The organism is Streptomyces sp. 142MFCol3.1, from assembly GCF_000424945.1.
GTDB classification, from domain to species: domain Bacteria; phylum Actinomycetota; class Actinomycetes; order Streptomycetales; family Streptomycetaceae; genus Streptomyces; species Streptomyces siamensis.
Window position 1 is genome coordinate 248,978 of the sequence record NZ_AUKV01000005.1, and the last position, 21,205, is coordinate 270,182.

19 protein-coding genes and 2 pseudogenes are annotated in these 21,205 nt (G+C 70.0%); 11 read left to right on the plus strand and 10 right to left on the minus strand.

The annotated features are described in order from the left end of the window. Position 1 precedes the first annotated feature (1 nt). Together H305_RS0109295 and H305_RS0109300 are read left to right on the plus strand one after the other, a co-directional pair. On the plus strand, positions 2-634 hold the full coding sequence (locus tag H305_RS0109295; RefSeq protein ID WP_051370465.1) for an RNA polymerase sigma factor: 633 nt from the start codon (positions 2-4) through the stop codon (positions 632-634). Further along, positions 631-1,764, plus strand: a complete 1,134-nt coding sequence (locus H305_RS0109300) for a CU044_5270 family protein (protein WP_028800157.1) — start codon at positions 631-633, stop codon at positions 1,762-1,764. Before H305_RS0109295 ends, H305_RS0109300 begins: the two co-directional genes overlap by 4 nt. Before the next feature lie 25 nt (positions 1,765-1,789). On the opposite strand, the pseudogene H305_RS54595 reads toward H305_RS0109300, so the two are convergent. The 4 genes and pseudogenes from H305_RS54595 to H305_RS0109315 all read right to left on the minus strand — a co-directional run. Continuing rightward, positions 1,790-2,013, minus strand: a pseudogene (locus tag H305_RS54595) (IS110 family transposase); the annotation flags it as partial. Positions 2,014-2,056: 43 nt separating this feature from the next. Then, entirely contained in the window at positions 2,057-2,509 is a 453-nt protein-coding gene (locus H305_RS0109305; protein WP_234020682.1) for a hypothetical protein, read from the minus strand. 508 nt (positions 2,510-3,017) lie between these two features. After that, positions 3,018-4,142: an NAD(P)/FAD-dependent oxidoreductase gene (locus H305_RS0109310; RefSeq protein WP_199791366.1), complete on the minus strand. Its 1,125-nt coding sequence runs from the start codon at positions 4,140-4,142 to the stop codon at positions 3,018-3,020. Between the two features lie 358 nt (positions 4,143-4,500). Continuing rightward, positions 4,501-4,989, minus strand: a complete 489-nt coding sequence (locus H305_RS0109315) for a hypothetical protein (RefSeq protein WP_028800160.1) — start codon at positions 4,987-4,989, stop codon at positions 4,501-4,503. Positions 4,990-5,258: 269 nt separating this feature from the next. Between H305_RS0109315 and H305_RS56335 the strand changes: the two are divergent. Together H305_RS56335 and H305_RS54600 are read left to right on the plus strand one after the other, a co-directional pair. Next, positions 5,259-5,474 (plus strand): annotated as a pseudogene (locus H305_RS56335) (helix-turn-helix domain-containing protein); the annotation flags it as partial. Between the two features lie 363 nt (positions 5,475-5,837). Further along, positions 5,838-6,251: a DUF2690 domain-containing protein gene (locus H305_RS54600; protein WP_028800161.1), complete on the plus strand. Its 414-nt coding sequence runs from the start codon at positions 5,838-5,840 to the stop codon at positions 6,249-6,251. Here H305_RS54600 and H305_RS49310 read toward each other — a convergent pair. After that, positions 6,226-6,744 carry a peptidoglycan-binding domain-containing protein gene (locus H305_RS49310; protein WP_051370466.1) on the minus strand — a complete coding sequence of 173 codons (519 nt, stop codon included), beginning with the start codon at positions 6,742-6,744 and terminating at the stop codon, positions 6,226-6,228. The two genes, H305_RS54600 and H305_RS49310, sit on opposite strands and share 26 nt — an antisense overlap. 131 nt (positions 6,745-6,875) lie before the next feature. Here H305_RS49310 and H305_RS53325 point away from each other — a divergent pair, with 131 nt between their 5' ends. After that, on the plus strand, positions 6,876-7,886 hold the full coding sequence (locus H305_RS53325; RefSeq protein WP_051370467.1) for a helix-turn-helix domain-containing protein: 1,011 nt from the start codon (positions 6,876-6,878) through the stop codon (positions 7,884-7,886). A 263-nt stretch (positions 7,887-8,149) separates the two neighbouring features. On the opposite strand, the gene H305_RS0109335 is transcribed toward H305_RS53325, so the two are convergent. Further along, positions 8,150-9,127: a GNAT family N-acetyltransferase gene (locus tag H305_RS0109335; RefSeq protein WP_028800162.1), complete on the minus strand. Its 978-nt coding sequence runs from the start codon at positions 9,125-9,127 to the stop codon at positions 8,150-8,152. A 52-nt stretch (positions 9,128-9,179) separates the two neighbouring features. Between H305_RS0109335 and H305_RS45120 the strand changes: the two genes are divergently transcribed. Further along, positions 9,180-9,848, plus strand: coding sequence for a TetR/AcrR family transcriptional regulator (locus H305_RS45120; RefSeq protein ID WP_078628945.1), 669 nt, complete (start codon positions 9,180-9,182; stop codon positions 9,846-9,848). A 341-nt stretch (positions 9,849-10,189) separates the two neighbouring features. Here H305_RS45120 and H305_RS0109345 read toward each other — a convergent pair whose 3' ends face one another. Further along, a complete protein-coding gene (locus H305_RS0109345; RefSeq protein WP_028800163.1) occupies positions 10,190-12,613 on the minus strand; it encodes an ABC transporter permease in 2,424 nt (807 codons plus the stop codon). Next, positions 12,610-13,302: an ABC transporter ATP-binding protein gene (locus H305_RS0109350; protein ID WP_028800164.1), complete on the minus strand. Its 693-nt coding sequence runs from the start codon at positions 13,300-13,302 to the stop codon at positions 12,610-12,612. The genes H305_RS0109345 and H305_RS0109350 overlap by 4 nt, the downstream gene beginning before the upstream one ends. A 215-nt stretch (positions 13,303-13,517) precedes the next feature. Between H305_RS0109350 and H305_RS45125 the strand changes: the two genes are divergently transcribed. Together H305_RS45125 and H305_RS0109360 are read left to right on the plus strand one after the other, a co-directional pair. Continuing rightward, positions 13,518-14,891 carry a sensor histidine kinase gene (locus H305_RS45125; protein WP_078628946.1) on the plus strand — a complete coding sequence of 458 codons (1,374 nt, stop codon included), beginning with the start codon at positions 13,518-13,520 and terminating at the stop codon, positions 14,889-14,891. Further along, positions 14,888-15,583, plus strand: a complete 696-nt coding sequence (locus H305_RS0109360; protein WP_234020692.1) for a response regulator — start codon at positions 14,888-14,890, stop codon at positions 15,581-15,583. The genes H305_RS45125 and H305_RS0109360 overlap by 4 nt, the downstream gene beginning before the upstream one ends. Before the next feature lie 175 nt (positions 15,584-15,758). Here the strand turns inward: H305_RS0109360 and H305_RS0109365 are convergent, their stop codons facing one another. Both H305_RS0109365 and H305_RS0109370 read right to left on the minus strand, forming a co-directional pair. After that, positions 15,759-16,367, minus strand: coding sequence for a flavin reductase family protein (locus H305_RS0109365; RefSeq protein ID WP_028800166.1), 609 nt, complete (start codon positions 16,365-16,367; stop codon positions 15,759-15,761). Positions 16,368-16,751: 384 nt separating this feature from the next. Beyond that, the gene (locus H305_RS0109370; protein WP_028800167.1) at positions 16,752-17,720 is read right to left on the minus strand and encodes a GlxA family transcriptional regulator; all 969 of its coding nucleotides are present in this window, start codon (positions 17,718-17,720) and stop codon (positions 16,752-16,754) included. 106 nt (positions 17,721-17,826) lie between these two features. On the opposite strand from H305_RS0109370, the gene H305_RS0109375 reads away from it, so the two are divergent. The 3 genes from H305_RS0109375 (at position 17,827) to H305_RS45135 (ending at position 21,149) form a co-directional block, all read left to right on the plus strand. Next, complete coding sequence (locus tag H305_RS0109375; RefSeq protein ID WP_028800168.1) at positions 17,827-18,465, plus strand: HD domain-containing protein; 639 nt, start codon at positions 17,827-17,829, stop codon at positions 18,463-18,465. 630 nt (positions 18,466-19,095) lie between these two features. Beyond that, positions 19,096-19,470, plus strand: coding sequence for a hypothetical protein (locus H305_RS50385; RefSeq protein ID WP_078628947.1), 375 nt, complete (start codon positions 19,096-19,098; stop codon positions 19,468-19,470). A 311-nt stretch (positions 19,471-19,781) separates the two neighbouring features. Beyond that, positions 19,782-21,149, plus strand: coding sequence for a GAF domain-containing SpoIIE family protein phosphatase (locus H305_RS45135; protein ID WP_051370496.1), 1,368 nt, complete (start codon positions 19,782-19,784; stop codon positions 21,147-21,149). Positions 21,150-21,205 lie beyond the last annotated feature (56 nt).

Genomic DNA, 21,205 nt, shown 5'->3' on the forward strand with positions numbered 1-21,205 from the left:
TGTGGAACTTTCCTTGCGCGCCCGGCTGCGCTCCGGTGATCCGGAAGCCTTCGGGTCGATATTCGACGAACATGCTCGGACAGTGCACCGGTACGCGGTCCGGGTCACCGGGAACTGGGCGACGGCCGAGGACGTGGTGTCGCTGACCTTTCTGGAGGCGTGGCGGCTGCGCGCGACGGTGCGGCCCGACGGCGACGGCCTGCTGCCGTGGCTGCTCGGCATCGCCACCAATGTGCTGCGCAACACCACGCGGGCCGCTCGCCGCCACCAGGCCGCACTCAGCCGCGTCCCGCCGCACGACACCGCGCCGGACTTCGCGGACGAGGTCGTCGAACGGATGGAGGACGCCGGGCGACTGGCCGCAGCGCAACGGGCACTGCGGCGGCTCCGTCGCGGCGAGCGGGAGGTGTTCGCGCTCTGCGTGTGGGCGGACCTCGACTATGCGGCGGCAGCGGAGGCGCTGGACGTGCCGATCGGCACGGTCCGCTCCCGCCTCTCTCGCGCCCGGCGCCGGTTGCGGCAATTGACAGACGAGGAACTCGCTTCCGGCAGGACGGAACCGGCGCCCGGTTCCGGACAGCAACAGGGTGGCCGCACGATCGCGGCCCGGTCGATCCAGGAGCAGAACCGATGAACGCCAAGACGGCTCACGACGGCTTCGACGCAACAGAGTCCGCCGAGCGCGCGGACGCGGCCCGGATGCTGCCGACCCCGGCTGCCCGGGATCTGCCCGATGACCGCCTGCGCGTCCTCAAGGAGCACCTGTTGAGCGAGATCCGTCAGTCCGTACCCGCGACCGCCCCCGAGGCCGCCGCGGACGCCGTGACGGCGCCGAGACGTCGACGTAGGCGCTGGGTGCCGGTCGTCGCCCCGCTCGCCGCGGCCGCCGTAGCGGCCGCGGTCCTCATCACCGGCGTCGACCACCACGGCCGGCACCCCGACACCGTGCAGTCCGCCCCCTCCAAGGCGTCGACGCTCCTGGAGAACGCCGCCGCCGTGGTCTCCCGCGAACCCGCCGTCAAGGTCGGCCACCACCAGTACGTGTACATCCGCAGCGTGTCTGCCGGAAGGGACAACCCCCTCCAGGCGATGTGGACCGACAAGCACGGCCATGTGCACAAGAAGTACTCCAAGACCGCTGGAAAACTCACGAAGTTGCAGACTCTTCGGGAGTGGATTCCTTGGTCCCGGAGCCAGGGCGGCGCCCAGGCGTACGGCGACAAGGCCCCTGAACGCTTCGACTTCCCCGGCCCCGGGGAGGGGACGGTCGGAGGCCCCGGGCACACGCAGAGCCCCTTCGAGGACCTGGCCGGCCTGCCTCGCGACCCGGCCGCGGCGATTCGGGCGATCGAGGCCGACTGGCGAAGGCAGATGGAGAACGCGGAGAACACCAAGGGGAACATGCGCCCCGCCGTGAGCATGCCGTGGGTCTTCGAGTATCTCGGCGGCATGCTCCAGGAGTCCGTGGACCCGCAGACCACGGCGTTCCTCTACCGTGCCGCCGCCCAGATCCCGGGCACCAGGGTGATCCCCGACGCGGTGGACGCCGTAGGCCGGCACGGCGTCGCGATCACGCTGGACGGTCAGGCCGAAGACCGCCAGGAGTGGATTTTCGACAAGTCGACGTACGCCTTCCTCGGTTTCCGCGATGTCACGCGGGAGGACACGGTGATCGGCAAGGCCGGCAGCGTGATACAGACGACCGCGGTACTCCAGCGCGCCGTGGTGGACCGTGTGGGCGAAGAGCCGCACAAGAAGCCCTGACAAAGACATCTCACGGAGCCAAGCGTCAAGCTGACTCCGCGAGAAGGGAGGGGAACGCCGTTTGTTCGTCGGACAGTTCCCCTCGGTGGAGGCAGTGGAAGAGCTGGCCGGTCATTCGGCGCTGAACAGATGCCGCTGGGCATGCGCATGCCAGTCACCGCGCTCGCGCCGTCGGCGGTAGTGGGCGTTCGCGCCCGGAGCGGCCTTCGACGAGGCGAAGGCCCACAGGTGCCCGGCATGGTTGAGCCTGGGGCAAAGGCTGTGAGGGGGTGGTCCTTCATCACGGGTGGGCTCACTGTCCGCCGAGTCGGAGCGCGACGATCACGTACAGACTCGCGGACGCCGTCACCAGCAGAAAGGCGAGAACCGTGTGGACGATGAGCCCTCGCTCGGGCGCGAGGCCCAGATATGTCCGGGCCGCACGGCTGACTCGGGGTCCCGGGGCACCGTGCGCGGCGTCGGCATCCGCCTTCTCGACCGCCCGGCGCAGCTTCCTGCGGCTTCTCTCGGTCGTGATGCCCAGGCGAACACCGTGGGTGTCACGTACTACGAGGGTGCGGTACGTCTTGCCGTACGAAAAGGTCGTCATCAGTCGGACGGTGGCGATCCGGTTCAGGTCGATGGATCGTTCGCCGGTCAGGGTGCGCGCAGCCAGACGCGACGACGAGTGCCGGAACGGGGCTCGTTCCTCGCACAGTGCAGGGAGGAGGACGAAGCCGACGATCCCGGACAGCAGGCCGAGCATGATCGGTGTGCTTTGGGGGACTGCCCCGGTCCGGGCCAGTCCGTACCCACAGAGGGGCAGCAGAAGGACAGTGATGGCCAAAGCCGATCCCGTCCGTGCCCGTACCACGCTGCGGGTTGTGCTCGCTTCCACTGACGCTCCGTTTCTGTTGGCCTGCACCAGCATCCATGCGTGACAGGTCTTTCCGCATCGGGGATGCCCGACAATCCGGAACTGGCGATCGGCGGCTTCCGGTCGCAGGGCGCCACACGCCGATCGCGTCCCTGTTCCGTCGTGTCCATCGGTTACGAGGTCAGGACCGAGGCCCTGAGCGACCGCGGACATGGCACGTCCGGGGTCAACTTCTTCTCGGGTGGCCGGGACAGGGCTCGGCCGGGAGGGGAACATCGTTCCTCTGGAGCACTGCCAGACGCACGGTGGCGAGGCTCGTTCCTTTCCCGGTCCGCGATGGCGAGGAGAGACAGGCAGTCTTGTTCGTACCAGATACGCCCGGCGCCTTTCGACGCAGTCACGGGGAGAATCTCTCCGGGCGGAAGTCCGCAAGCAGGGTGTCTCTCTTCCCGGTCAGGATCTCCGAAGCGAGCAGTCGGCCGATCACCGGCCCGAGCGTGATGCCGCTGTGGGAGACGGCCTCGTAATAGCCGGGCACAGAGGGCACCGCTCCCACCGAGGGGAATCCGTCGGCCGGGATGGGCCGTTGGGCCACCCGTGCCTGTGCGATGCGGGAGTTGCCGAGTTCAGGAATGACGCGCTGCGCCGATTCGTGGAGCATCCGGGAGAGTTCCGCCGGGTCTTCACCTGTGTCGATGAGCGCGTCGATTTCGCGGCTGTGGAGGACCATCGAAGTATCTCCGTCAGGGCGGATCTCGATGTGGGGCGCGTGCAGGGCCCGGTGAACCGGGACCTGGGCACAGTCGATCCGGGTGACGACGCCCGGTTCCCGGCGCATTGGCAGGGGACGCGTGATGAGCCCGGCGACCTGGGAGGCGCTGGGTCCCGCTGAGTTCACGACGGCGTCTACGTCGAGACGGCTCCCGTCCGACAGGGCCACTGTCCGGATGCTCCCATCGGCGCGGATGCCGATGTCGCGGACCGCGGCGCCGGACCGGCGTTCGGAACCGGACTCGACGGCTCGGTCGACCAGGCGGCCGACGAGATGGCGACCGTGTACCCACCCTTCGTCGGGGTAGAACAGGACCGGAGTCCTGCCGGGCACGGTGAGAGCGGGTTCGAGGCGACGGCGCACCTCGTCTCCCGTGTGCACCTCGACCCTGTAGTCCCAACTGGCCAGCAGCTCGGCTGTTTCCAGGAACTTCGCCTCCGCTGCGGGATCGCCGGCCCAGCGCAGATGGCCGCTGGGATACCACCACGAGTCCGGCCCGATGGTCTCCGCGAGCTCACGGTGAGCCGCCATGCCCGCGACGTTCAGGTCGAAGTAGGACCTGCGCACGGTCTTGTTGCTGGCGTTGACCCACGAGAAGGACCAGTTGGTGACGCCTTCGCCTGGCCGGCCCGCGTCGATGAAGATCACATCGGCCCCGTGCCGCGACAAGTTCCAGCCCACACAGGCGCCGAGGACGCCTACTCCGATGACGGCAACACGCATAGGCCGCTGCGCGGACCCGACGCTCATGATCGCCCCCGGTCACTGATCGTCGTCGATGTTCTCGGACCCCGGCACCCACTGCCAAGCAGAGTACGCCTACGGCAAAGGAGACGGCACTGGGTCGTCGACGGTGGAGCCGGCAACTCTCGTACGCCGGTGCGGGGATGGACGTGGCCGGGCCCATCTCCGGTCACCGGGCTCGGGGGTGGCCGGCCCTCGTGACCGACGAGGGCCGGAGCATCCGACTGCTGCGAGGAACGGGCTCGCGGCTTCCCCCTCCACCGCGAGCCCCGTTCCGCACTCTCGACTGTGTCACCTGAGAGCACCGGGCGGCTCGTCGCCTCGGCCTGGCGGCACGCCGCGCTCAGCGTCCGTTGCTGAATCCTCAGCGCTGATAGATGGTGTGCACGCCCCTGGCCATCCTCGTGCAGTGACCTCCGTTGCCGAGGCCCTCACGCACCCAGATCGTCCGTACACTCGACGCGAAGGTGTAGCCACCACCGGGACCGATGGATTTTCCGTTCTTGCTGCTCGTGTACACCCACTCGTCACGAGTGCCGCCGTCGGCGTACTTGGCGTGGATCTGCACGCAGGCCGCCTTGTGGTCGTACTTGGTGTCGTACAGCGTTCCGTCCACCATGATTCGGCCGTTGTCGAGGGGGCCCCTGTGGCCGTGTGCCCACGCCCCCGCGATGTCCGAAGCGTGGTGCGAGGCGGTCCACGCCTTGAACGGGCCGCTGAACGGAGCGGCGTGCGGATTCATGCCGTCCGTCGAGGCGCTCGCCGAGGGGGCGAGGGCCAGGCCGGCGCCGAGCGCCGTGGCGGCTGCGGCGAGGACGATCCTCTTTCGTGCGGTGTTCTTCCGTGAGTACATGTTGGTGCCTACCTCCCCGTGTTGGCAGGCGGTCCGGCTTCCCGTGTCGGGTGTGCACCCTGCCGCCCGGCTCGTGTCCTTGCGTCATCGACCGTGCCGGGCCGGCCTTGGATCTCACAAGAGAGCCCGGGCAGTGGGGAAAAGACCGGGACGCCCCACGTGCTGACCTGTGAAAAGACGGTGCGGTCTGACACGGTGCCGGGACGGCGTGGGACGCGCGGTGAGACATTGGCGGGGCAGGGAGGACGAGGTCGGGGCGAGGGATGCTGATGAGCCGATGGCGGCCGTTGCGGGTTGAGCTCCCCGACCAGGCAAGCCGGTTGGTCGAAGAGCTGCGGCTGTACAAGGATCGTGCGGGGCTGAGCCTGGCCTCACTCGCTACCGAGACCGCGTACAGCACGACGTCTTGGCACCGCTACCTCAACGGACGCAAGCTGCCCCCGTGGCGGGCGGTCAAGCTGCTCGGCCGGCTGGCCGACGCGGACGAGGGGCGGTTACGCGTCCTTTGGGAGTCGGCTGCGGTGGCCTGGCAGGACGGGACCATGCAACTCGCTGGGTCCGAAGGGGACGTGCCTCCTCCCGGGCCGCCGAAGAGCGGCCCGGCACCCCCTGGCCCGCCCGGATCCACGCCTCCTTCAGGCAGCGGTCTTGGGACAGCCGCCGTCGTCGTCGGCCGAAGAGGGGTGGCTGTCGGTGCCGTCATCGGGGCCGGCGCCTTGATCGCCGTTCTGGCCCTCGTTCACCTCTGGAGCGGCGGTCCCGGCAGAGCGCCCGTGCCGCGTGGGGCACCGCCGGGCGCGCCGGCGTGGCCGTGGCCGCTGCGGTCGTCGGACGCGGGGTCTGCGGGAGTGGGCTGCCATGGTCGCTCCTGCCAGGGGCAGGACCCCTACCGGGAGCGGTGCGACCGCTTCAGCACGGTCGTGCACGCGCTGCGCACCTACGGGACCGTCCTCACCCTGCGGTACAGCCAGGCCTGTCACGCGGTCTGGGCCGAGGCGGGACCGGCCCGTGGAACGGAGCGGCTGCTCGTCGCCGCCCAGGGCGTCGCAACCCAGCACACACGTCCCGGCGCCTCGCGCACCGCGATGACGGTCGCAACTCCGCGGGGAGCGCTGGCCTGCGTCGTCGTCTCGAATCGAGACCGTTCGGACCGCTGGGACGGCTCGGACGGCGCGGCCGATCAGTCCCTCGATCACCAGCTCTGTGTGACGGAGCACGACAGCTGGGCCCGACCGGTCAGCGGCGGCAGCTCGTCAGGGTGACCTCATTCGTCCGCAGCCCGTGGAGGCGGCCCCCGTCATACACCTCGTACAGCCCACCGCGGCCACGGAGCAGGGGCAGGGTGTACTTCTCGCCGCGGTACGCCGTCCACGGCGGCGCCGAGACGAGTCTTCGAGCCGCGAAGCCGAACGTTGCCGCGCCGACGACTCCGTCGGCGCCGAGGCCGTGGTTGGTCTGCCATGTCTGGGTCGCCCTGCTCGTGGCGGTGTCGAACGCGCATGTGATCCCAGAGCTGGACACATAGCCGTCCGCCCACAAGATGGCCTGCCACAGCCCGACCAGATCGCTGCGAGGCGTCCGTCCCGCCTCCAAGAGAGGTTCCTCGCTCCAGTCGTCGGCGAAGGCACCGGAACCGGTCACATACGTCGCGTGATCGGCGGACGGCGCGCTCGCGGCACAGGTCGCAGCGAAGACGACCGAGCAGACGGCGGCCGACAGGGCCGCCCGTCGGCCGACGCAGCCAGGCGAGTTCATAAACCCGTCATACCCCGATCCCTGACACCCCGTCATCGTTTTGGCTCGATCCGGCCCCCAGCGGGTCTGCTCGGGACTGCGCTTCCAGCAGGGTGGGGAGCCATGACGGGTGAGAGCCACCGAGGTGGAACATGGCTGACCGGAAACCGCTTCCCGACACGCTCGAACCGGACGTGCGCGCCCTCGTCGAACAGTTGCGGCGCCTCAAGGACCGCAGCGGTCTGAGTCTGGCCGCGCTGGCCGAGCGCACGCTGTACAGCAAGTCGTCATGGGAGCGCTATCTGAACGGCAAGTCTCTGCCACCCCGGCAGGCCGCGGACGCGTTGGCGCGGATGGTCAGCGCGGATCAGGCGCGGCTTGCCGCGCTGTGGGAGCTGGCGGCACGAGCCTGGAGCCGACAGGGCTCCTCGGAGCAGCGGGAAGGGCCCGCCCCCGGCACCGCACCCAAGCCCGCCAAGGCTCGCGAGCACGTCGCATCCCCTCAGCCCGATGAGTCGGGTCCGTCCTCCGCGACCTCGGCGGCGACCGATGACGCGCGGTTGCCGACCGACACGACCACGGGCCTGCGGCGCCGAAGGCTCCCACTTGAGTCGTGGACCGGCTGGGCCGCCCGCCGCTGGATCGTGCTGTCCGCCGCCATGGCGCTCGTCATCGGCGGGGGCACCGTCGCGCTCCGGGTGACGCACCCTCTCAGGGGTTCGGCCGACACACATCGGCCTTCCAGCACAGGCGGCTCCGGCGGGAATCAGCTCGACATCACTTGCTTCGAGCAGAGCTGTGCCGGCAAGGATCCGAAGACGGAGGGATGCGGCGACCCCTGGACCTCGGCCCTCACCAAGGTCCAAGGCGTATACGTCGAGTTGCGCTACAGCGACTCCTGCAAGGCGGCCTGGGCGCGCATCAGTTGGGGAGGCGTGGGCGACATCGCACGCGTGGTGCCCGCGAAAGGCGCGATCCGCCAGGGCACAGTGCACTACGACACCGACGTCTACAGCCCGATGGTCGCGGCCGACACCCCGTCCGACGCGAAGGCCTGCACCGTCCTCACGTCCGGCGCGCACGGCTGCACCGAACCAGGCGGCACGATACGGCTCACTCCTCCTCCCGAACCTCCCATCTCACCCTCCCCATCCGGCCGTTGAGGCCCAGCTCCGCTCGGATCGTCGGCGTCCTCAGCTCCTGAGCCCCGCGCTGACCCCGGCAGCGATCCAGGCCGTGTCGCGACGCCGTTGAGGATCAGACGATCGGGCCTGGGGGGCGACAGCCCGCTGCCGGCGTTCGCGGAGCTTTGGACACGGCCACCGGCGGCCGGGCCCGGCCGTTCCTCGTAGAAGGCCCCCTGAGTCATGCGCAGGACGCCGACGCTCGACCTGCCGGACACCCGTCTTCCGGGGCAGCGGTCCGGTCATCCGGTGACGGTGGTGGGCCCGTCGTCCCAGGCCAGCGAGGAGATTTTCCATCCTGACGGGGTCCGGAGGAACTGAGTGGTCTTGCAGCCGGAGCCCTCGAACCGCTTGCCGTGCCGGTAGCCGGATTTGCGGTATTCGCTGAACCGGTGCGCGATCGATCCGAAGATCTCGGTCCGCTCGGAGACCTCCCATTCGGAGAACTCTGTCAGCGTTCCGTCAGTGAGCATCTTCTGCCGTGGCTCGATGAACGCGTCGAGGTCGTAGATCACTGGTTCGTTCCCGACGTTCGCGATGATCCTTCCCTGTGGGACGAAGACGTCGCGGATGACGCTGAGGTCGGGGTCGCGGTCGCCGGTGTTGGTGAAGGCGCCGATGAATACGCTCATCAGCCGGTCGAACTCGGCCAGGACGTCTGACCTGGACTCTTCCTCGGCAGAGGGCCATTCCTCGGAAAGGACCGACCAGACCTCGCTGTCCTGGCGCACACCTTGATGCGGATAACGCTGCCGGAGCACGCCGTCGCGGGTCATGCCCAACCGGCGTGCGACGTCGGTGCTGCGGGTGTTGCCCGCGGCCGCCCACCATTCGACGCGGCTCATTCCGCGTTCCCGAAAAGCCCAGTCGATCAGCATCCGGCAGGCTCGGGTCACTAGGCCTCGCCCCTCCCCGGACTGCTCCAGCCAGCAGCCGATCTCGCAGACGCCGGCGGCGCTGTCGAATCGGGTGAACATGACGCCGCCGACCAGGTCGCCGTCCAGCCATATGCCGTAGATCCGGCCGGTGTCCGCGGCCAGACGGTCGGCGTAGCGCTGCAGGGTGGCCGTGGCCGATTCGAGGTCGGTACTGAACGTCGCCCAGGGGATCCACGGGTCCACCGTGGCCCGGGCGCGATCGATATGGGCGAGGAACTCCGGTGCCTGCCAGGGCTCCAGCGGACGGAGCTGGGCATGGGCGCCGAGCGGCAGGATGAACATGGAGGCCCCTTCTCTAGGTGCATAACAAGCGTTCGGTACGTAAGCTAGCACCATGCCGCCCGCGCCCGGAGACCGTGAAGCCCGTCGCAAAGACGTATCCGAGGCCGTATGGCAGGTCCTCGCCGAGAAGGGGTTCGGCGGGCTGACCCTGCGTGCCGTCGCCACAGGGATGGGCGTCTCGACCGGGATGCTCATGCACTACTTCCCGACGAAACGGGCCCTGATCACGCACGCCTTGCACCTGCTGGAGCAACGCACCGCCGACAGGCCCCGCCGCGCGCGTCCCGGCGCGGGCCTCGCCACGGTGCGCGCCATGCTCCTGGACATCCTGCCGCTGACGCCGGGCGACATCGCCCGCAATCGCATCTGGGTCAGCTCCTGGGACCTCTCTCTCGCCGATGGCGAGCTGACCACCCAACAGGCCGACCGCTACACCCGGCTGCGCTCGACGATCCGCCCGCACATCGAGGCCGCACGTGATCTCGGCGAACTCCCCGCGACCGTGGACCCGGAGCAACTCGCGGCCGCAGCCGTCGCCTTCACACACGGACTGGTGGTCCAGGCGCTCTTCGACCCCGGCCGATTCCCCGAGGACGTACAGATCGCGATGCTCGACGACTTCCTCGCCTCGACCGCGTTGCCCCGAGGACAGCCGAAACGTGCGGTCACCCAGGACTCTGGCGGCGGACCGTTGGCGCACGGAAACGGGTGGTCTGTCTGAAGGACTGCTCGGTGCCATGATCCGGTGTGCTTCCACGCCATCACCTACTACAAGCTGCACTACGGCCAAGGCTGTGCCTCTGCCGGGTGCGGCTGCTCCGACGGGTTCGGCTGCGCCGCTGGTCGCTCCTGGACGCCGGCTGGGGACGAAGAACGAGCTGAGGGTCCGGGTGGCCGAGTTGTTCCGGCACGGGCACCGACAACAGGACCGGTACGGTTCAGGCGGCGGCGTCCCGGCAGGCAGCGCACGGTGCGGAGCACACAGCGCGTCTCCGCGCGCACCGCGCGGTGCGGACCACCCAGCATGTCTCGGAGCACCGCAGGGTGCCGATCGCCTGCCGGTCACTCGGTGCGCAGCGCTGTGGCCGTGCGGACCTTGGCAGCCCATCCTGCCGGGACCATCGCGCCCGACACAGCGACGAGTACGCCGGCCAGGCCGAGCAGCAGCAGTTGCGTGGGGTCGTAGACGTCGAGGACGGAGGGCGGCAGGCCGGTGCCCGCGGCTTCTCCCATGACCGGCAGCACGTAGCCGTGCAGCGCGAACCCGACCGGGACGCCGATCAGCCCGCCGACGACACCGATCCCGGCCACCGAGGCGAGTACGAGCCCCACCGTCTGGCGCGGGGACATGCCGAGTGCCTTGCACACTCCCAGGTCGTGGACGCGCTCGCGGGTGTCGAGGACGACGGAGTTGAGTACTCCGAGGCCCGCCACGGAGACCAGCATCAGGGTGAGCAGCGCGGCCATCGCCTCCAGGAGCACGATCATGTTCTCTCCCTCCGGGGCGGATTCGGCGAACGCGTCGCCGCCCAGGGGCTTGATCGCCTGGCTGAGTTTCTGCGCGTAGTCGGCGGGGGAGATCCCCGGCTCGACCTGGATGTGGAAGGCCTCCGGCTGCGCCTCGGCGAAGCTGTCGAGATCCGCGTGGACCCGCATGCCGTCGTCCGACGTGTCGAATGCCTCGCCGACGATCCGCAGGCTCACGGTCTCCTTCTCGAACGTCACCCGCACGCTCTCGCCGACCCTGGTGCCCGTCCTCTCCAAGAAGCGGGTGGGCACCACGACCTGGCCCCGCCCGGACAGCCAGTGCCCGTGGATCATCTCGTAGCTGCCGGGGCGTGAATCACCCTGGTAGAGCATGGCGCGGACGGTGCCGGAGATCCCGGACACCCTGGCGTCCCCCATCGCCGTGCCGTAGTACGTGGCGGTGGCGGGCTGCGCCGCGATCGCGGCACGCACCTTGTCCGGGTCGGCCGACGGCTGCTCCTGGTTCGCCGCCGATGCTGCGGGCGCGCGCTCGGAGCCGGCCGCGGACGGCTTCTGCCTCTGCTCCACCGGGCGCGGCCCGCGGCCCGAGTCGGGTCCGCCGATGATGGCGGTGACATCGGCGCGGTTCTCGGGATCCTGCGCGCCGGCCACGGCGTCGAGGGACTGCGTCAGTCCCACCGCGAACGTCGCGGCCACCGTTCCGAAGGTCACTGCCAGCACCATGGCCAAGGCGCGCACGGGGTGGGCGAAGGGGCTGGCAAGACCGTATGTCACCGGCCTGGGCAGCGGGAGCCGCCCGGCCGCGCGGTGCGCCCACTGACCGCGCGCGGTGCGCGGTGCCCTGCCGACGGCGATCGCCTCGACCGTCCGCAGCCTCCCGGCCCGCAGCGCGGGCACCAGCGCCGCGATACCGACCACGAGCAGCGCGCAGGCGGGCACCACGACATCCACCCACCAGGCCACCGAGAGCGAGACCGTTCCATACACGGACTCGGTGTCCTCCAGCAGCGGTACGGCCAGCAGGTTGCCGAGGACGACCCCCAGCGCGATGCCGGCCGCGGCGGGGATCAACGCCTGGGCCACGTAGGCCCGTACGACCTCGCCCGGGGTGAATCCGATGGCCTTGAGGATGCCGATCCGGCGCAGGCTCGTGCCGACCGCGCCGCTGATCACGCTACCGACGATGATCACCGACATGACGATGCCGAGCACTCCGAAGGCGAACAGGAAGGGGATCGTCGCCGCCGCACCCTGATCGGCGGCGCGCTTGGTGTCCAGCCACGACTGGGTACCGACCAGCGCCCCCTTGGGCAGGGCGGCGGTGAGCTTCTTGCGGTCGTCCGCGATCTGGGCTTTCGTTGCCGCGGAGTCGAAGCGGTAGAGCATCTGGCTGGTGAGGCCTGTGTCCCCGGTGGCCAGGGACCTGACCTGGGCGGGGGTCGCCCAGACCTCGGCGCTGCTGCCGGCCGACAGCGCGAAGCCGACGACGGTCAGCGTCCGCGCGTTTGCGGCGTCGGAACTCCTCAGTGTCGAACCGAGCTTGAGGAACTGGCCGGAGAATTCGGACGACAACACGATCTCGCCGGGCTTGCGCGCCCACCGGCCCGACCTCAGGTCCAGTTCGTCCACGTCCTTTCCCGGGCCGGGCCGTCCGACCAGCGTCAACGCGGGCAGGTGCCCGCCGTCCGGGCCCACCGGTCTGATCGTCGTGGACGGGAACGGTCCCGCGCTCGCCGTGACCCCCTGCAGGCGACGGGTGCTCGCCAGCCGTGTCGCGCTCACGCGGTCCGGGTCGAACTCCGCGGTGAGGTGCGCCCCGTGCTGCCGCGCGAAGGCATGGTCGAAGGGAGCGTTCGTGGCGACCATGAGCGACCCGGCGACCACGGCCGAGGCCACCGCCATCATCGTCGCCACGGCGATCACCAGCGTCTGGACGCGTCGCCTGCCGACCCCGGAACGCACCACCCTCCCCAAGGCACCGCTGCCGAAACGGCTCATCGGACGGCCTCCACGTGCGTGTCGACCGCGACGCGGCCGTCGACGAGATGGATCGTGCGCCGCGCACACGCCCGGGCCAGCTCCAGGTCGTGCGTGACGAGGACAACGGTCTGGCCGCCGCGGTGCAAGTCGACGAGCAGATCACGTACCTCCTGCCCCGAGGCGGTGTCCAGCGCGCCCGTCGGTTCGTCGGCGAGCAGCAGAGCGGGCCGGTTCACCAAGGCCCGTGCCACAGCGACCCGTTGGCGCTCGCCGCCGGACAACCGCCCCGGGTAGGCGCGAGCGTGCTTCTGGATTCCCAGCACCTCCATCAGCTCCCCGGCGCGGGATACCGCCGCCCGCCGGGCGGTCCCGGTCAGCTGGGCGGGAAGCTGGATGTTGTCGGCGACAGTGAGGTCGTCGAGCAGGTTGAAGAACTGGAAGACCATACCGATCCGTTCGCGGCGGAACCGGGCCAGCGCGTGCTCGCTCAACCGGTCGACGCGCTGCCCGGCCACGGTCACCGCGCCTTCGGTCGGCCGGTCCAAACCGGCGACGAGGTTCAGCAGCGTGGACTTGCCGCTGCCCGACGGACCCGTCACGGCGAGGGCCTCGCCCTCGGCCACCGAGAGTTCGACCGGGCCGAGCGCCGCGGCGTCGGCGCCGCCGTACCGCTTGGCCACGCCCTCCAGTTCGATCACCTGAGTCATGAGTCCGTCCTTCGTGGTCGGGAAGCCGATGCCTGTGCGGGCCCGGTGAACGTACGGGCGAACGCCGCGGCGGCGCGTCGGCCGTGGCACCGACATACGGCCCTCCTCGCGGAGGACCTGGCGGCGGGGTCGTCCTCGAGGAGTACTCCTGGCGGACAGGTGCGCGGTCACACAGGTGGACGCGGAGGTGTGCCGGGGGGCCACACAATGTGCGGATGGAGAAGGAGGACCCGTACGGGCGGCCGCGCGACGCGTCGTGGGCGGGCACATGGCGAGAGCGGGCCGGCGACGTGCTGCGGCCGGGCACGTGGTGGGCACACGCCCGCGACGCGATGCGGCCGGAGGGGGAGCCCGCCCCGCTGTCACGGCGGGCGGTGCGCGTGGACGTGGTGCTGGCGGTTCTGCTGACCGTCGTCGCGCTCATCGTGGCCGCGCGCTATCCCGGCGACGGGCCGGTACGCATCAGCTCCAGAGCCGTCACAGAGAACCGGGGCACGATCCCGTCCCCGCCGGCCATTCCCCGTCCAGGGGTGGTGTACGAACCGGCGCGCTCCGCACCTTGGGTCCTGGTCGTACTCTCGGCGCTGCCGCTCGGGGCCCGGCGCAGGTACCCGCTGCTCGCGTTCGGGGTGGTCGCCGCCGCCGCACTGGCCATAGGCGACAGCGTCTCCTGGATCAACGTACTGACCTGCAGCATCGGCGCGTACGGAGCCGTCGCGCACAGCCGCTACCGGACCCGGGCGATGGCCGCGCTGATCGTCGCCGCCGTGCTGGCGGGCGTCGCCTTCCGGGATTCGGACCCCGTGCTCCCCGGCTGGTCAAGCCCCGCCGTCGTGCTCCTGGTCGTCGGGGTGCTGGCCAGCCTCGTCCGATTCGGGCGCCTGCGCCTGGAAGCCAGCCGAAAACGCTTCACGGACCTGCAACAGGCCCAGGAGAAGGCCATGCGCCGGGCCGTCGAGGAAGAGCGCGCCCGGATAGCCGCCGAACTCCACGACGTCGTCACCCACAATGTGAGCGTGATGGTCATTCAGGCGGGCGCGGCGCGCAAGGTGATGGACGCGGCCCCGGAACGGTCGAAGCAGGCACTGCTGGCGGTTGAGGCCGGGGGACGCGCCGCCATGGCCGAACTCCGCCATGTGATGGGCCTGCTCGCGAGCCCGGACACGGGCGCCGACACTCCCGCGGACGGCCTGGAACCCCAGCCCGGCCTCGGACAACTCGACTCCCTCGCCGAAAGGGTGCGGGCCGCCGGGACACCGGTGGACCTGACGGTGTCGCTGCCTGCCGGACCGCTGCCGCCCGGGGTGGAACTCACGGCATACCGCGTCGTCCAGGAGGCACTCACGAACACGATCAAGCACGCGGCGGGCGCCGCTGCGACCGTGGCGATCGGCTTCGCCGAATCCTGGCTCGAGATCGAGGTCACCGACACGGGGGCCGTCCGGGACTCGCCGGCCGTGGGCGGCAACGGCCGCGGACTGATCGGGCTGCGCGAGCGGCTCGCGCTCTACGGCGGCGAGCTCAGCGTCGGACCGACCCTCACCGGCGGCTACCGGGTCACGGCCCGAATCCCGTGGGAGGCGGTGTGAACGCGCCCGCGCTGCGCGCCGTCATCGCGGACGACCAGGCCCTGGTCCGTACGGGCTTCGGCATGATCCTCGCCGCCGACGGCATCGAGGTGACGGCCGAGGCCGCGGACGGCGCGGAAGCGGTCGACGCCGTCAGGCGCACCCGGCCCGACGTCGTCCTCATGGACATCCGGATGCCGCGGATGGACGGCATCGAGGCCACCCGACGCATTCTCGGCAGCGGACCCGACGGTTCCGAAGGCACCCGGGTCATCATCCTCACCACCTACGACCTCGACCACTACGTGTACGCGGCGCTCACCACCGGAGCGAGCGGCTTCCTGCTCAAGGACGTCACCCCCGAGCACCTGGTGGCCGCTGTACGCCTCGTGCGCTCCGGTGACGCCCTGCTCGCACCCACGATCACCCGCAGACTGATCGAACGCTTCGCCCACCGCCAGGAGCCCCCGCGGGTCGGTGCCCACGCCGACCTGTCCGGGCTGACGCCGCGCGAACTGGAAGTGCTGCGCCTGCTGGCGACCGGCCTCAGCAACGCCGAACTCGCGGACCGCCTCTTCCTCAGCCCGACCACGGTCAAGACACATGTCGGCCGCATCCTGTCGAAGCTCGATCTGAGGGACCGCGTACAGGCCGTCGTACTCGCCTACGAGAGCGGCCTGATCTCCCCGCAAGGTCCGCTCGGCACGGGCTGACGGACCAGCCGAAGGCCGGGACACGACGGCGCCCTCCTCGACGCACACCCTCGCCGCATGTTGCCGGACGATGTCCGCTGACCATGGTGCGGGTCGTAGTAGTGGAGTCGAACCGGTGCGCGGAGGCTTGCGTGCGAAGCCGTCTGCTGGTGCCTGGGTCGTAGGGGAGGCGGGGTCAGTCGGGGGCGGGTTCCTCGTACGGGATGCGGCTCAGGTGGATGACCTCGCCCAGGGTGCCCCACTCGTCGCCGCCGAGCTTGGTGAGAGGGCGCAGTAGGCTGCTGCTGGGACGGTCGTCGGCGAGGTACTCCTGGTCCGCTGCGGCGTGGACCACGCGTCCGAAGACGAGGGTGGAGTTGCCCATCCGCAAGGTGGTGTGCGAACGGCACTCCAGGACCACGTGAGATGCGGCCACCCTGGGTGGGCGCACGCACCTGCTGGCTTCGCGCTGGATGCCGGCGATGTTGAATTCGCTGACGGACCGGGGGAAGTCGGTGGCGGTGGCGTTGATCAGGTCCAGTAGCGGCTCGGACGAGAAGTTGACGACGAACTCTCCGGTGTCCTCCACGTTGCGCAGGGAGTCCTTGCGCCCTATCGAGGTGAACTGGACGATCGGGGGGTCGGTGCTGGCGATACTGAAGAAGGAGTGAGGGGCGAGGTTCTCCGTGCTTCCGTCCGAGGTGATCGTGGAGACCCAGGCGATCGGGCGAGGAATAACGACGGACGTCAGGAACCTGTAGAAGGTGGCCCTGCCCATGGCCTCGGGGTCGTATTCGACGCGCATGCAGATGAGTATCGAACCGGTCATGCCGTACGGAGTCCGCGACGCGGCGGGCCTGTAATCTTCTCGATTCCCACCACCCGCCTCGCGGACGCCCAGTTGGCCTATGACGGGACAGCAAGCGAGCATGGAGCTGACGAAACGCCAGCCGACCGACCCTGTGGGAAAGTCGGTGGCCGTTTCGGCGGTTGGAGGTTCAGCCCGGTCTTGCGCGCTGCCGGCCCGCCAGCCGCTCCCGACAAGGGCGGCGCTCGCGCCGCACATGGGGGCCGAGGCCGGCGATGTCGTGTGCGAGTGCCCGAGTGTGTGATGCGCAGGGGAGCGGTCCGGCGTCGGCCTCAAGCGAAGGCAGCCGCAGCGCAGGGTCGTTGCACCACGGGTTCGGCATCACTGCGGTGAATCCTGGGGACGTGTGGTGGCGAAGCGTCTGCGGTATTCGGTCGGGGTGGTGCCGAGGTGACGGGCGAAGGCGCGGCGAAGGGTCTCGTCGCTGCCGAGCCCGCTGTGCTGCGCGGCCGAGGTCACGCTGTGCCCGTCGAGAAGCAGCTGCTGCGCGCGGTCGAGGCGGACACGCTCGACCCAGCGTGCGGGTGTGGTGTTCAGTTCGGTCTGGAACAGCCGGGTCAGGTGCCGGGTGCTGACGGCGGCGGACGCGGCCATGGCGGGCAGGCTGTGGTCGGCGGCCGGGTCGGCGAGCACGGACGCGGTCAGCGAGCCCAGCAGGTCGCTGCGGGCCGGTGGGGTCGCCAGAGCCGTGGAGAACTGCGACTGCCCGCCTGGCCGCTGCATGAAGACGACCAGTTCGCGGGCGGCCTCCCGGGCCGCGGCCGCTCCGTGGTCGTCCTCGACCAGTGCCAGGGCCAGATCGATGCCCGCGCTGATACCTGCGGAGGTGACGTACCGGCCGTCCCGGACGTGGAGGGCGTCCGGCTCGACGTGGACCCGGGGGTAGCGGCGGGCGAGCGTCTTGGCGTGCCGCCAGTGTGTGGTCGTCCTGCGCCCATCGAGCAGGCCCAGCTCGGCGAGGACGAATGCGCCGGTGCAGACCGATGCGACCCGCAGGGCCCCTTCGGCGAGGAGGGCGGCCGCCCCCAGCAGCTCCTCATCCCGGGGGCGCTCGGCGAGCCGGTCGGCTCCGGCGACCACGAGCGTGTCAACCGGCCCGACGTCGGCCGCCGCCACGGTCTGGGCCAGCGCGAAGCCCGAGGAGGTCGTGACGTAGCCGCCGCTGGGGGAGACCAGTACCGGTGTGTAGGGGTGGCCGAGGCGTCCCGCCTGATGCAGCACCTCCGAGGGACCACTGACGTCGAGCAGGGTCACACCGTCGAACACCAGGAAGGCGACACGATGTGTCATGTCTGAATCTGTGGCTTGTGTGGCAGGAAGGACATGGCATCAGCCTACGCCACGCGACGAGTCTGTAGGAGGTCAGTGACCGAGCATGGAGAGGAAGGCGGTCATCATGGGTGAATCGATTGCGGGCGTGCGGATCCCGGACAGCGTGCTGACGCGGGAGGCGACCGAGCTGGTACGGGATGTTGCCTCGCCATTGCTGTTCGACCACTCCCGGCGGGTGTTTCTGTTCGGGGCGCTCCGGGGCCGGGAACAGGGGCTGCACTTCGACCCGGAGCTGCTGTACGTGGGCGCGATGTTCCACGACCTGGGACTCACCGAGCGTTTGCGCCGTACCGACCAGCGTTTCGAGATCGACGGTGCCGACGAGGCCCGCCGTTTCCTGCATGCCCACGGGATCACCGGCGAGCCGGCCGACCGGGTCTGGACGGCCGTCGCCCTGCACACCACCCCGGAGATCCCCTTGCACATGGCACCCGAAGTGGCCCTGGTCACCCGTGGCGTGGAACTGGACGTCCTGGGCATCGGCTATCACGCCATCTCCGACGAACAACGCGCGGCCGTCGTCGCGGCCCACCCCCGCCCGGATTTCAAGAACCGGATCCTCGCCGCCTTCACCGAAGGCATCAAGGATCGCGCCGGGACGACGTTCGGCAACGTCAAGGCGGACGTGCTGGCCCACTTTTCCCCCGGCTTCGTGCGCGGCGACTTCGTGGAGGTCATCAAGGACTCCGACTGGCCCGAGTAGTGGCACCGCATGCTGAAAACGCGAAGTGTGTGTCGCCCGGGCCACGGGTGGGTGTCCCTCGATGACCGCCGAGCGGTGCTGAGCCAGCCGCTCCGGTGACCAGGACTGCCCGCTCTCGTCGGCCCAGAACCAGGCCTGGGTCGCGGAGAGGACCATGGTCGCCACACCGGTGTGTGCGAGACGTCCGCCCGGAAGATCCGGCGGGCCCACGCCCTCCACCCGCTCGCCGCCGTACAGACCGAGCACTCACTCTTCGAGCGCGGCATCGAGCGCAGGCGCCACGGACCGTGCGTCGACGATCACCGACGAGACCCTCCGGCGGCCGCGGCGCGGGATGCCTGAGTCGCTCTGGAGATGTTGCGTGGCGCGCTACACTTTATGGATGAAATGCCGCGATGCGCGGCATAGCGTCCGACGAGGTTCCGTCACCGCGGGAACCCGGTCACAGTGGCCACTGCGCAACCTGGCGCAGGGGTTTCTGGAGACATCGGCGGCAGGGCGGTGCTCATGAGAATGCCGCGGTAAGCCCATAGACCGCGCCGCACCTTCTTCCTTCTTCTGCGGCGGCGGCCATCCACCTCGCGTCAGTCCTATGTGGCGCCGCGAGAGACGATGGAGAGGCGTTTTCCCATGCGATCACAACGCGCCAGGCGCGTCTTCGTGATGTCGGCTGCCGGTCTGCTGATGGCCGGTGGTGCCGCGATCGGTACGGCGGGCACCGCTTCGGCGAGCTCGAACCACAACTCCAGTTACAGCAGTTCCTGGAACGACGACGATTGTGACAACGGTTGGAACGGCGACTGCGGATACGGCCACGGCGGCTATGACAACGACAACGGCTACGGCGGCGACCACGGTGGTGGCGGCTACGGCGGCGACCACGGTGGTGGCGGCTACGGCGGTGGCGGTCACGGCGGTGGCGGTGGCGGTCACGGCGGTGGCGGCGGTGGTCACGGCGGTGGCGGTGGCGGCGGCCACGGCGGTGGAGGTGGCGGCGGCCACTGATCCCAGCCACGCCGAGCGCCGGTGCCGGCCTCAGGAAGGGGCCGGCATCCGGCGTGTCCAGGCCGCGAGGCCGAGCCCGTGGGCGAGGCGATCGGCCAGGTAGGGCATGAGCGTGCGGAGACCGCGTCGATGGCGAACTGAGCGGCCATCAGCAGCCGTGCCGGCGCGTAGCGACCTCGACACTCGTCCTCCACGGCGGAATGCGGGTTGGCAGGCGCCCGCGGTCGGCAACCGTGCTGCGCCGGGGTGCGGTGTCCCGCTTTGGGGGAGAATGATCGGTGAGGTGCACCGTGCACTGTCGGGCGGCCGTGATGAGCGAGCACATTCAACAACCCCAGTTCCAGTCTGCGCCCAGACTGCGCTTGGGTGTCGAACTGGAGCGGATCGCCGAGCAGCTCAGGGCCCTGGCCCGGGCCCAGGACGAGTTGCACGACCTGTACGAGGCCGTCCTGAGCCGGGAGGTGGACCTGTCCGTCGTCCTGGAGTTGATCATTTCCACCGCGATGGAACTGGTCGGTGCCCGTTATGGTGCGCTCGGGGTACTGGACGGGAAGGGCGAGCGCCTCGATCTGTTCCTGCCGGTGGGCCTGTCGGAGCAGGAGAGGGCCGACCTGGCCGGGGTGGAGCTTCCTCATGGGCGCGGCCTGCTCGGGCATCTGATCAGCCATCCTGTGCCCCTGCGCGTCGACGGCATCTCCAGCCACCCGGACTCGGCAGGCTTCCCGCCCGGTCACCCGCCCATGCGTACCCTGCTGGGCGCCCCGATCACCATCCGCGGGAAGATCTACGGGGATCTGTATCTTTCCGAGCGAAGCGACGGGCGCCCGTTCGACGGCCGCGACGAAGATCTGATCGTGGCCCTGGCGGGCGCCGCGGCCCTGGCCATCGACGATGCTCGCCTGTATGAGCAGGCCCGGTGTGACGCCGAACGGTTCCAGCGCCTCCTGCTGCCACGGCTGCCCGATCACCTGGAGCCTTTCGACGCTGCTGCGGCCTATCGTCCCGCCAGCACCCCCGACCACGTGGGCGGGGACTGGTACGACGCCCTGCTGGTTCCCGACCGGGCCTGCGTCGCAGTCATCGGCGACGTCGTCGGACACGACCTCCAGGCGGCCGCCTCCATGGCCCAGACCCGCAACATGCTGCGCGCCCTGCTCTACGATCGCTGCACCTCGCCCAGCGCCGTGCTCGCTCACCTCGACCGGACCCTCCAGGCCATCACGGACAACCCCGTGACCACCGCGTGCCTTGCCCGGATCGAACCCGCTCCGTCGGCCGGCTGGACGTTGCGCTGGAGCACTGCGGGTCACCTTCCGCCCCTGGTGATCACCCCCGATCGCGAGGTCCGCTACTTGCCCGCCGACCCCGACCTGCCCCTCGGTATCGACACCACCGCACGACGCCACACCCACACTCGTCCCCTTCCCGTCGATGCCACGGTTGTCCTCTTCACCGATGGGCTCGTCGAGCACCGAGACCACTCGCTAGAGGCGGGTCTGCAACGCCTCGCCGCCGTCGCGCAGGTTCACGCTGACCTGCCCTTGGCCGACCTCGTTCGCGTGCTGATCGACGAGCACCCCAGCGACGGACACGACGACATGGCAGTACTCGCTCTTCGCGCTCCGGGCATCCGACTCCCGAAGACTGTCGAGCAAGCGCCTCGGACCAACCGGAGGTAGCTCAACAGCCTGATCCAAAGGGTCTGAGGCCCCTGGTGACCGAAGCGGTTTGCGGC

What these genes read in the sequence shown, in the direction of transcription:
- H305_RS0109305 (WP_234020682.1), bottom strand. Translation starts at nt 2,509, where the DNA reads ATGCTCGGCCTGCTGTCCGGGATCGTCGGCTTCGTCCTCCTCCCTGCA.
- H305_RS50385 (WP_078628947.1), top strand. Translation starts at nt 19,096, where the DNA reads ATGCGATCACAACGCGCCAGGCGCGTCTTCGTGATGTCGGCTGCCGGT.
- H305_RS45125 (WP_078628946.1), top strand. Translation starts at nt 13,518, where the DNA reads ATGGAGAAGGAGGACCCGTACGGGCGGCCGCGCGACGCGTCGTGGGCG.
- H305_RS0109315 (WP_028800160.1), bottom strand. Translation starts at nt 4,989, where the DNA reads ATGTACTCACGGAAGAACACCGCACGAAAGAGGATCGTCCTCGCCGCA.
- H305_RS45135 (WP_051370496.1), top strand. Translation starts at nt 19,782, where the DNA reads ATGAGCGAGCACATTCAACAACCCCAGTTCCAGTCTGCGCCCAGACTG.
- H305_RS0109335 (WP_028800162.1), bottom strand. Translation starts at nt 9,127, where the DNA reads ATGTTCATCCTGCCGCTCGGCGCCCATGCCCAGCTCCGTCCGCTGGAG.
- H305_RS0109375 (WP_028800168.1), top strand. Translation starts at nt 17,827, where the DNA reads ATGGGTGAATCGATTGCGGGCGTGCGGATCCCGGACAGCGTGCTGACG.
- H305_RS0109345 (WP_028800163.1), bottom strand. Translation starts at nt 12,613, where the DNA reads ATGAGCCGTTTCGGCAGCGGTGCCTTGGGGAGGGTGGTGCGTTCCGGG.
- H305_RS0109300 (WP_028800157.1), top strand. Translation starts at nt 631, where the DNA reads ATGAACGCCAAGACGGCTCACGACGGCTTCGACGCAACAGAGTCCGCC.
- H305_RS0109370 (WP_028800167.1), bottom strand. Translation starts at nt 17,720, where the DNA reads ATGACACATCGTGTCGCCTTCCTGGTGTTCGACGGTGTGACCCTGCTC.
- H305_RS53325 (WP_051370467.1), top strand. Translation starts at nt 6,876, where the DNA reads ATGGCTGACCGGAAACCGCTTCCCGACACGCTCGAACCGGACGTGCGC.
- H305_RS49310 (WP_051370466.1), bottom strand. Translation starts at nt 6,744, where the DNA reads ATGAACTCGCCTGGCTGCGTCGGCCGACGGGCGGCCCTGTCGGCCGCC.
- H305_RS0109350 (WP_028800164.1), bottom strand. Translation starts at nt 13,302, where the DNA reads ATGACTCAGGTGATCGAACTGGAGGGCGTGGCCAAGCGGTACGGCGGC.
- H305_RS0109310 (WP_199791366.1), bottom strand. Translation starts at nt 4,142, where the DNA reads ATGAGCGTCGGGTCCGCGCAGCGGCCTATGCGTGTTGCCGTCATCGGA.
- H305_RS45120 (WP_078628945.1), top strand. Translation starts at nt 9,180, where the DNA reads ATGCCGCCCGCGCCCGGAGACCGTGAAGCCCGTCGCAAAGACGTATCC.
- H305_RS0109365 (WP_028800166.1), bottom strand. Translation starts at nt 16,367, where the DNA reads ATGCGCGTCGAATACGACCCCGAGGCCATGGGCAGGGCCACCTTCTAC.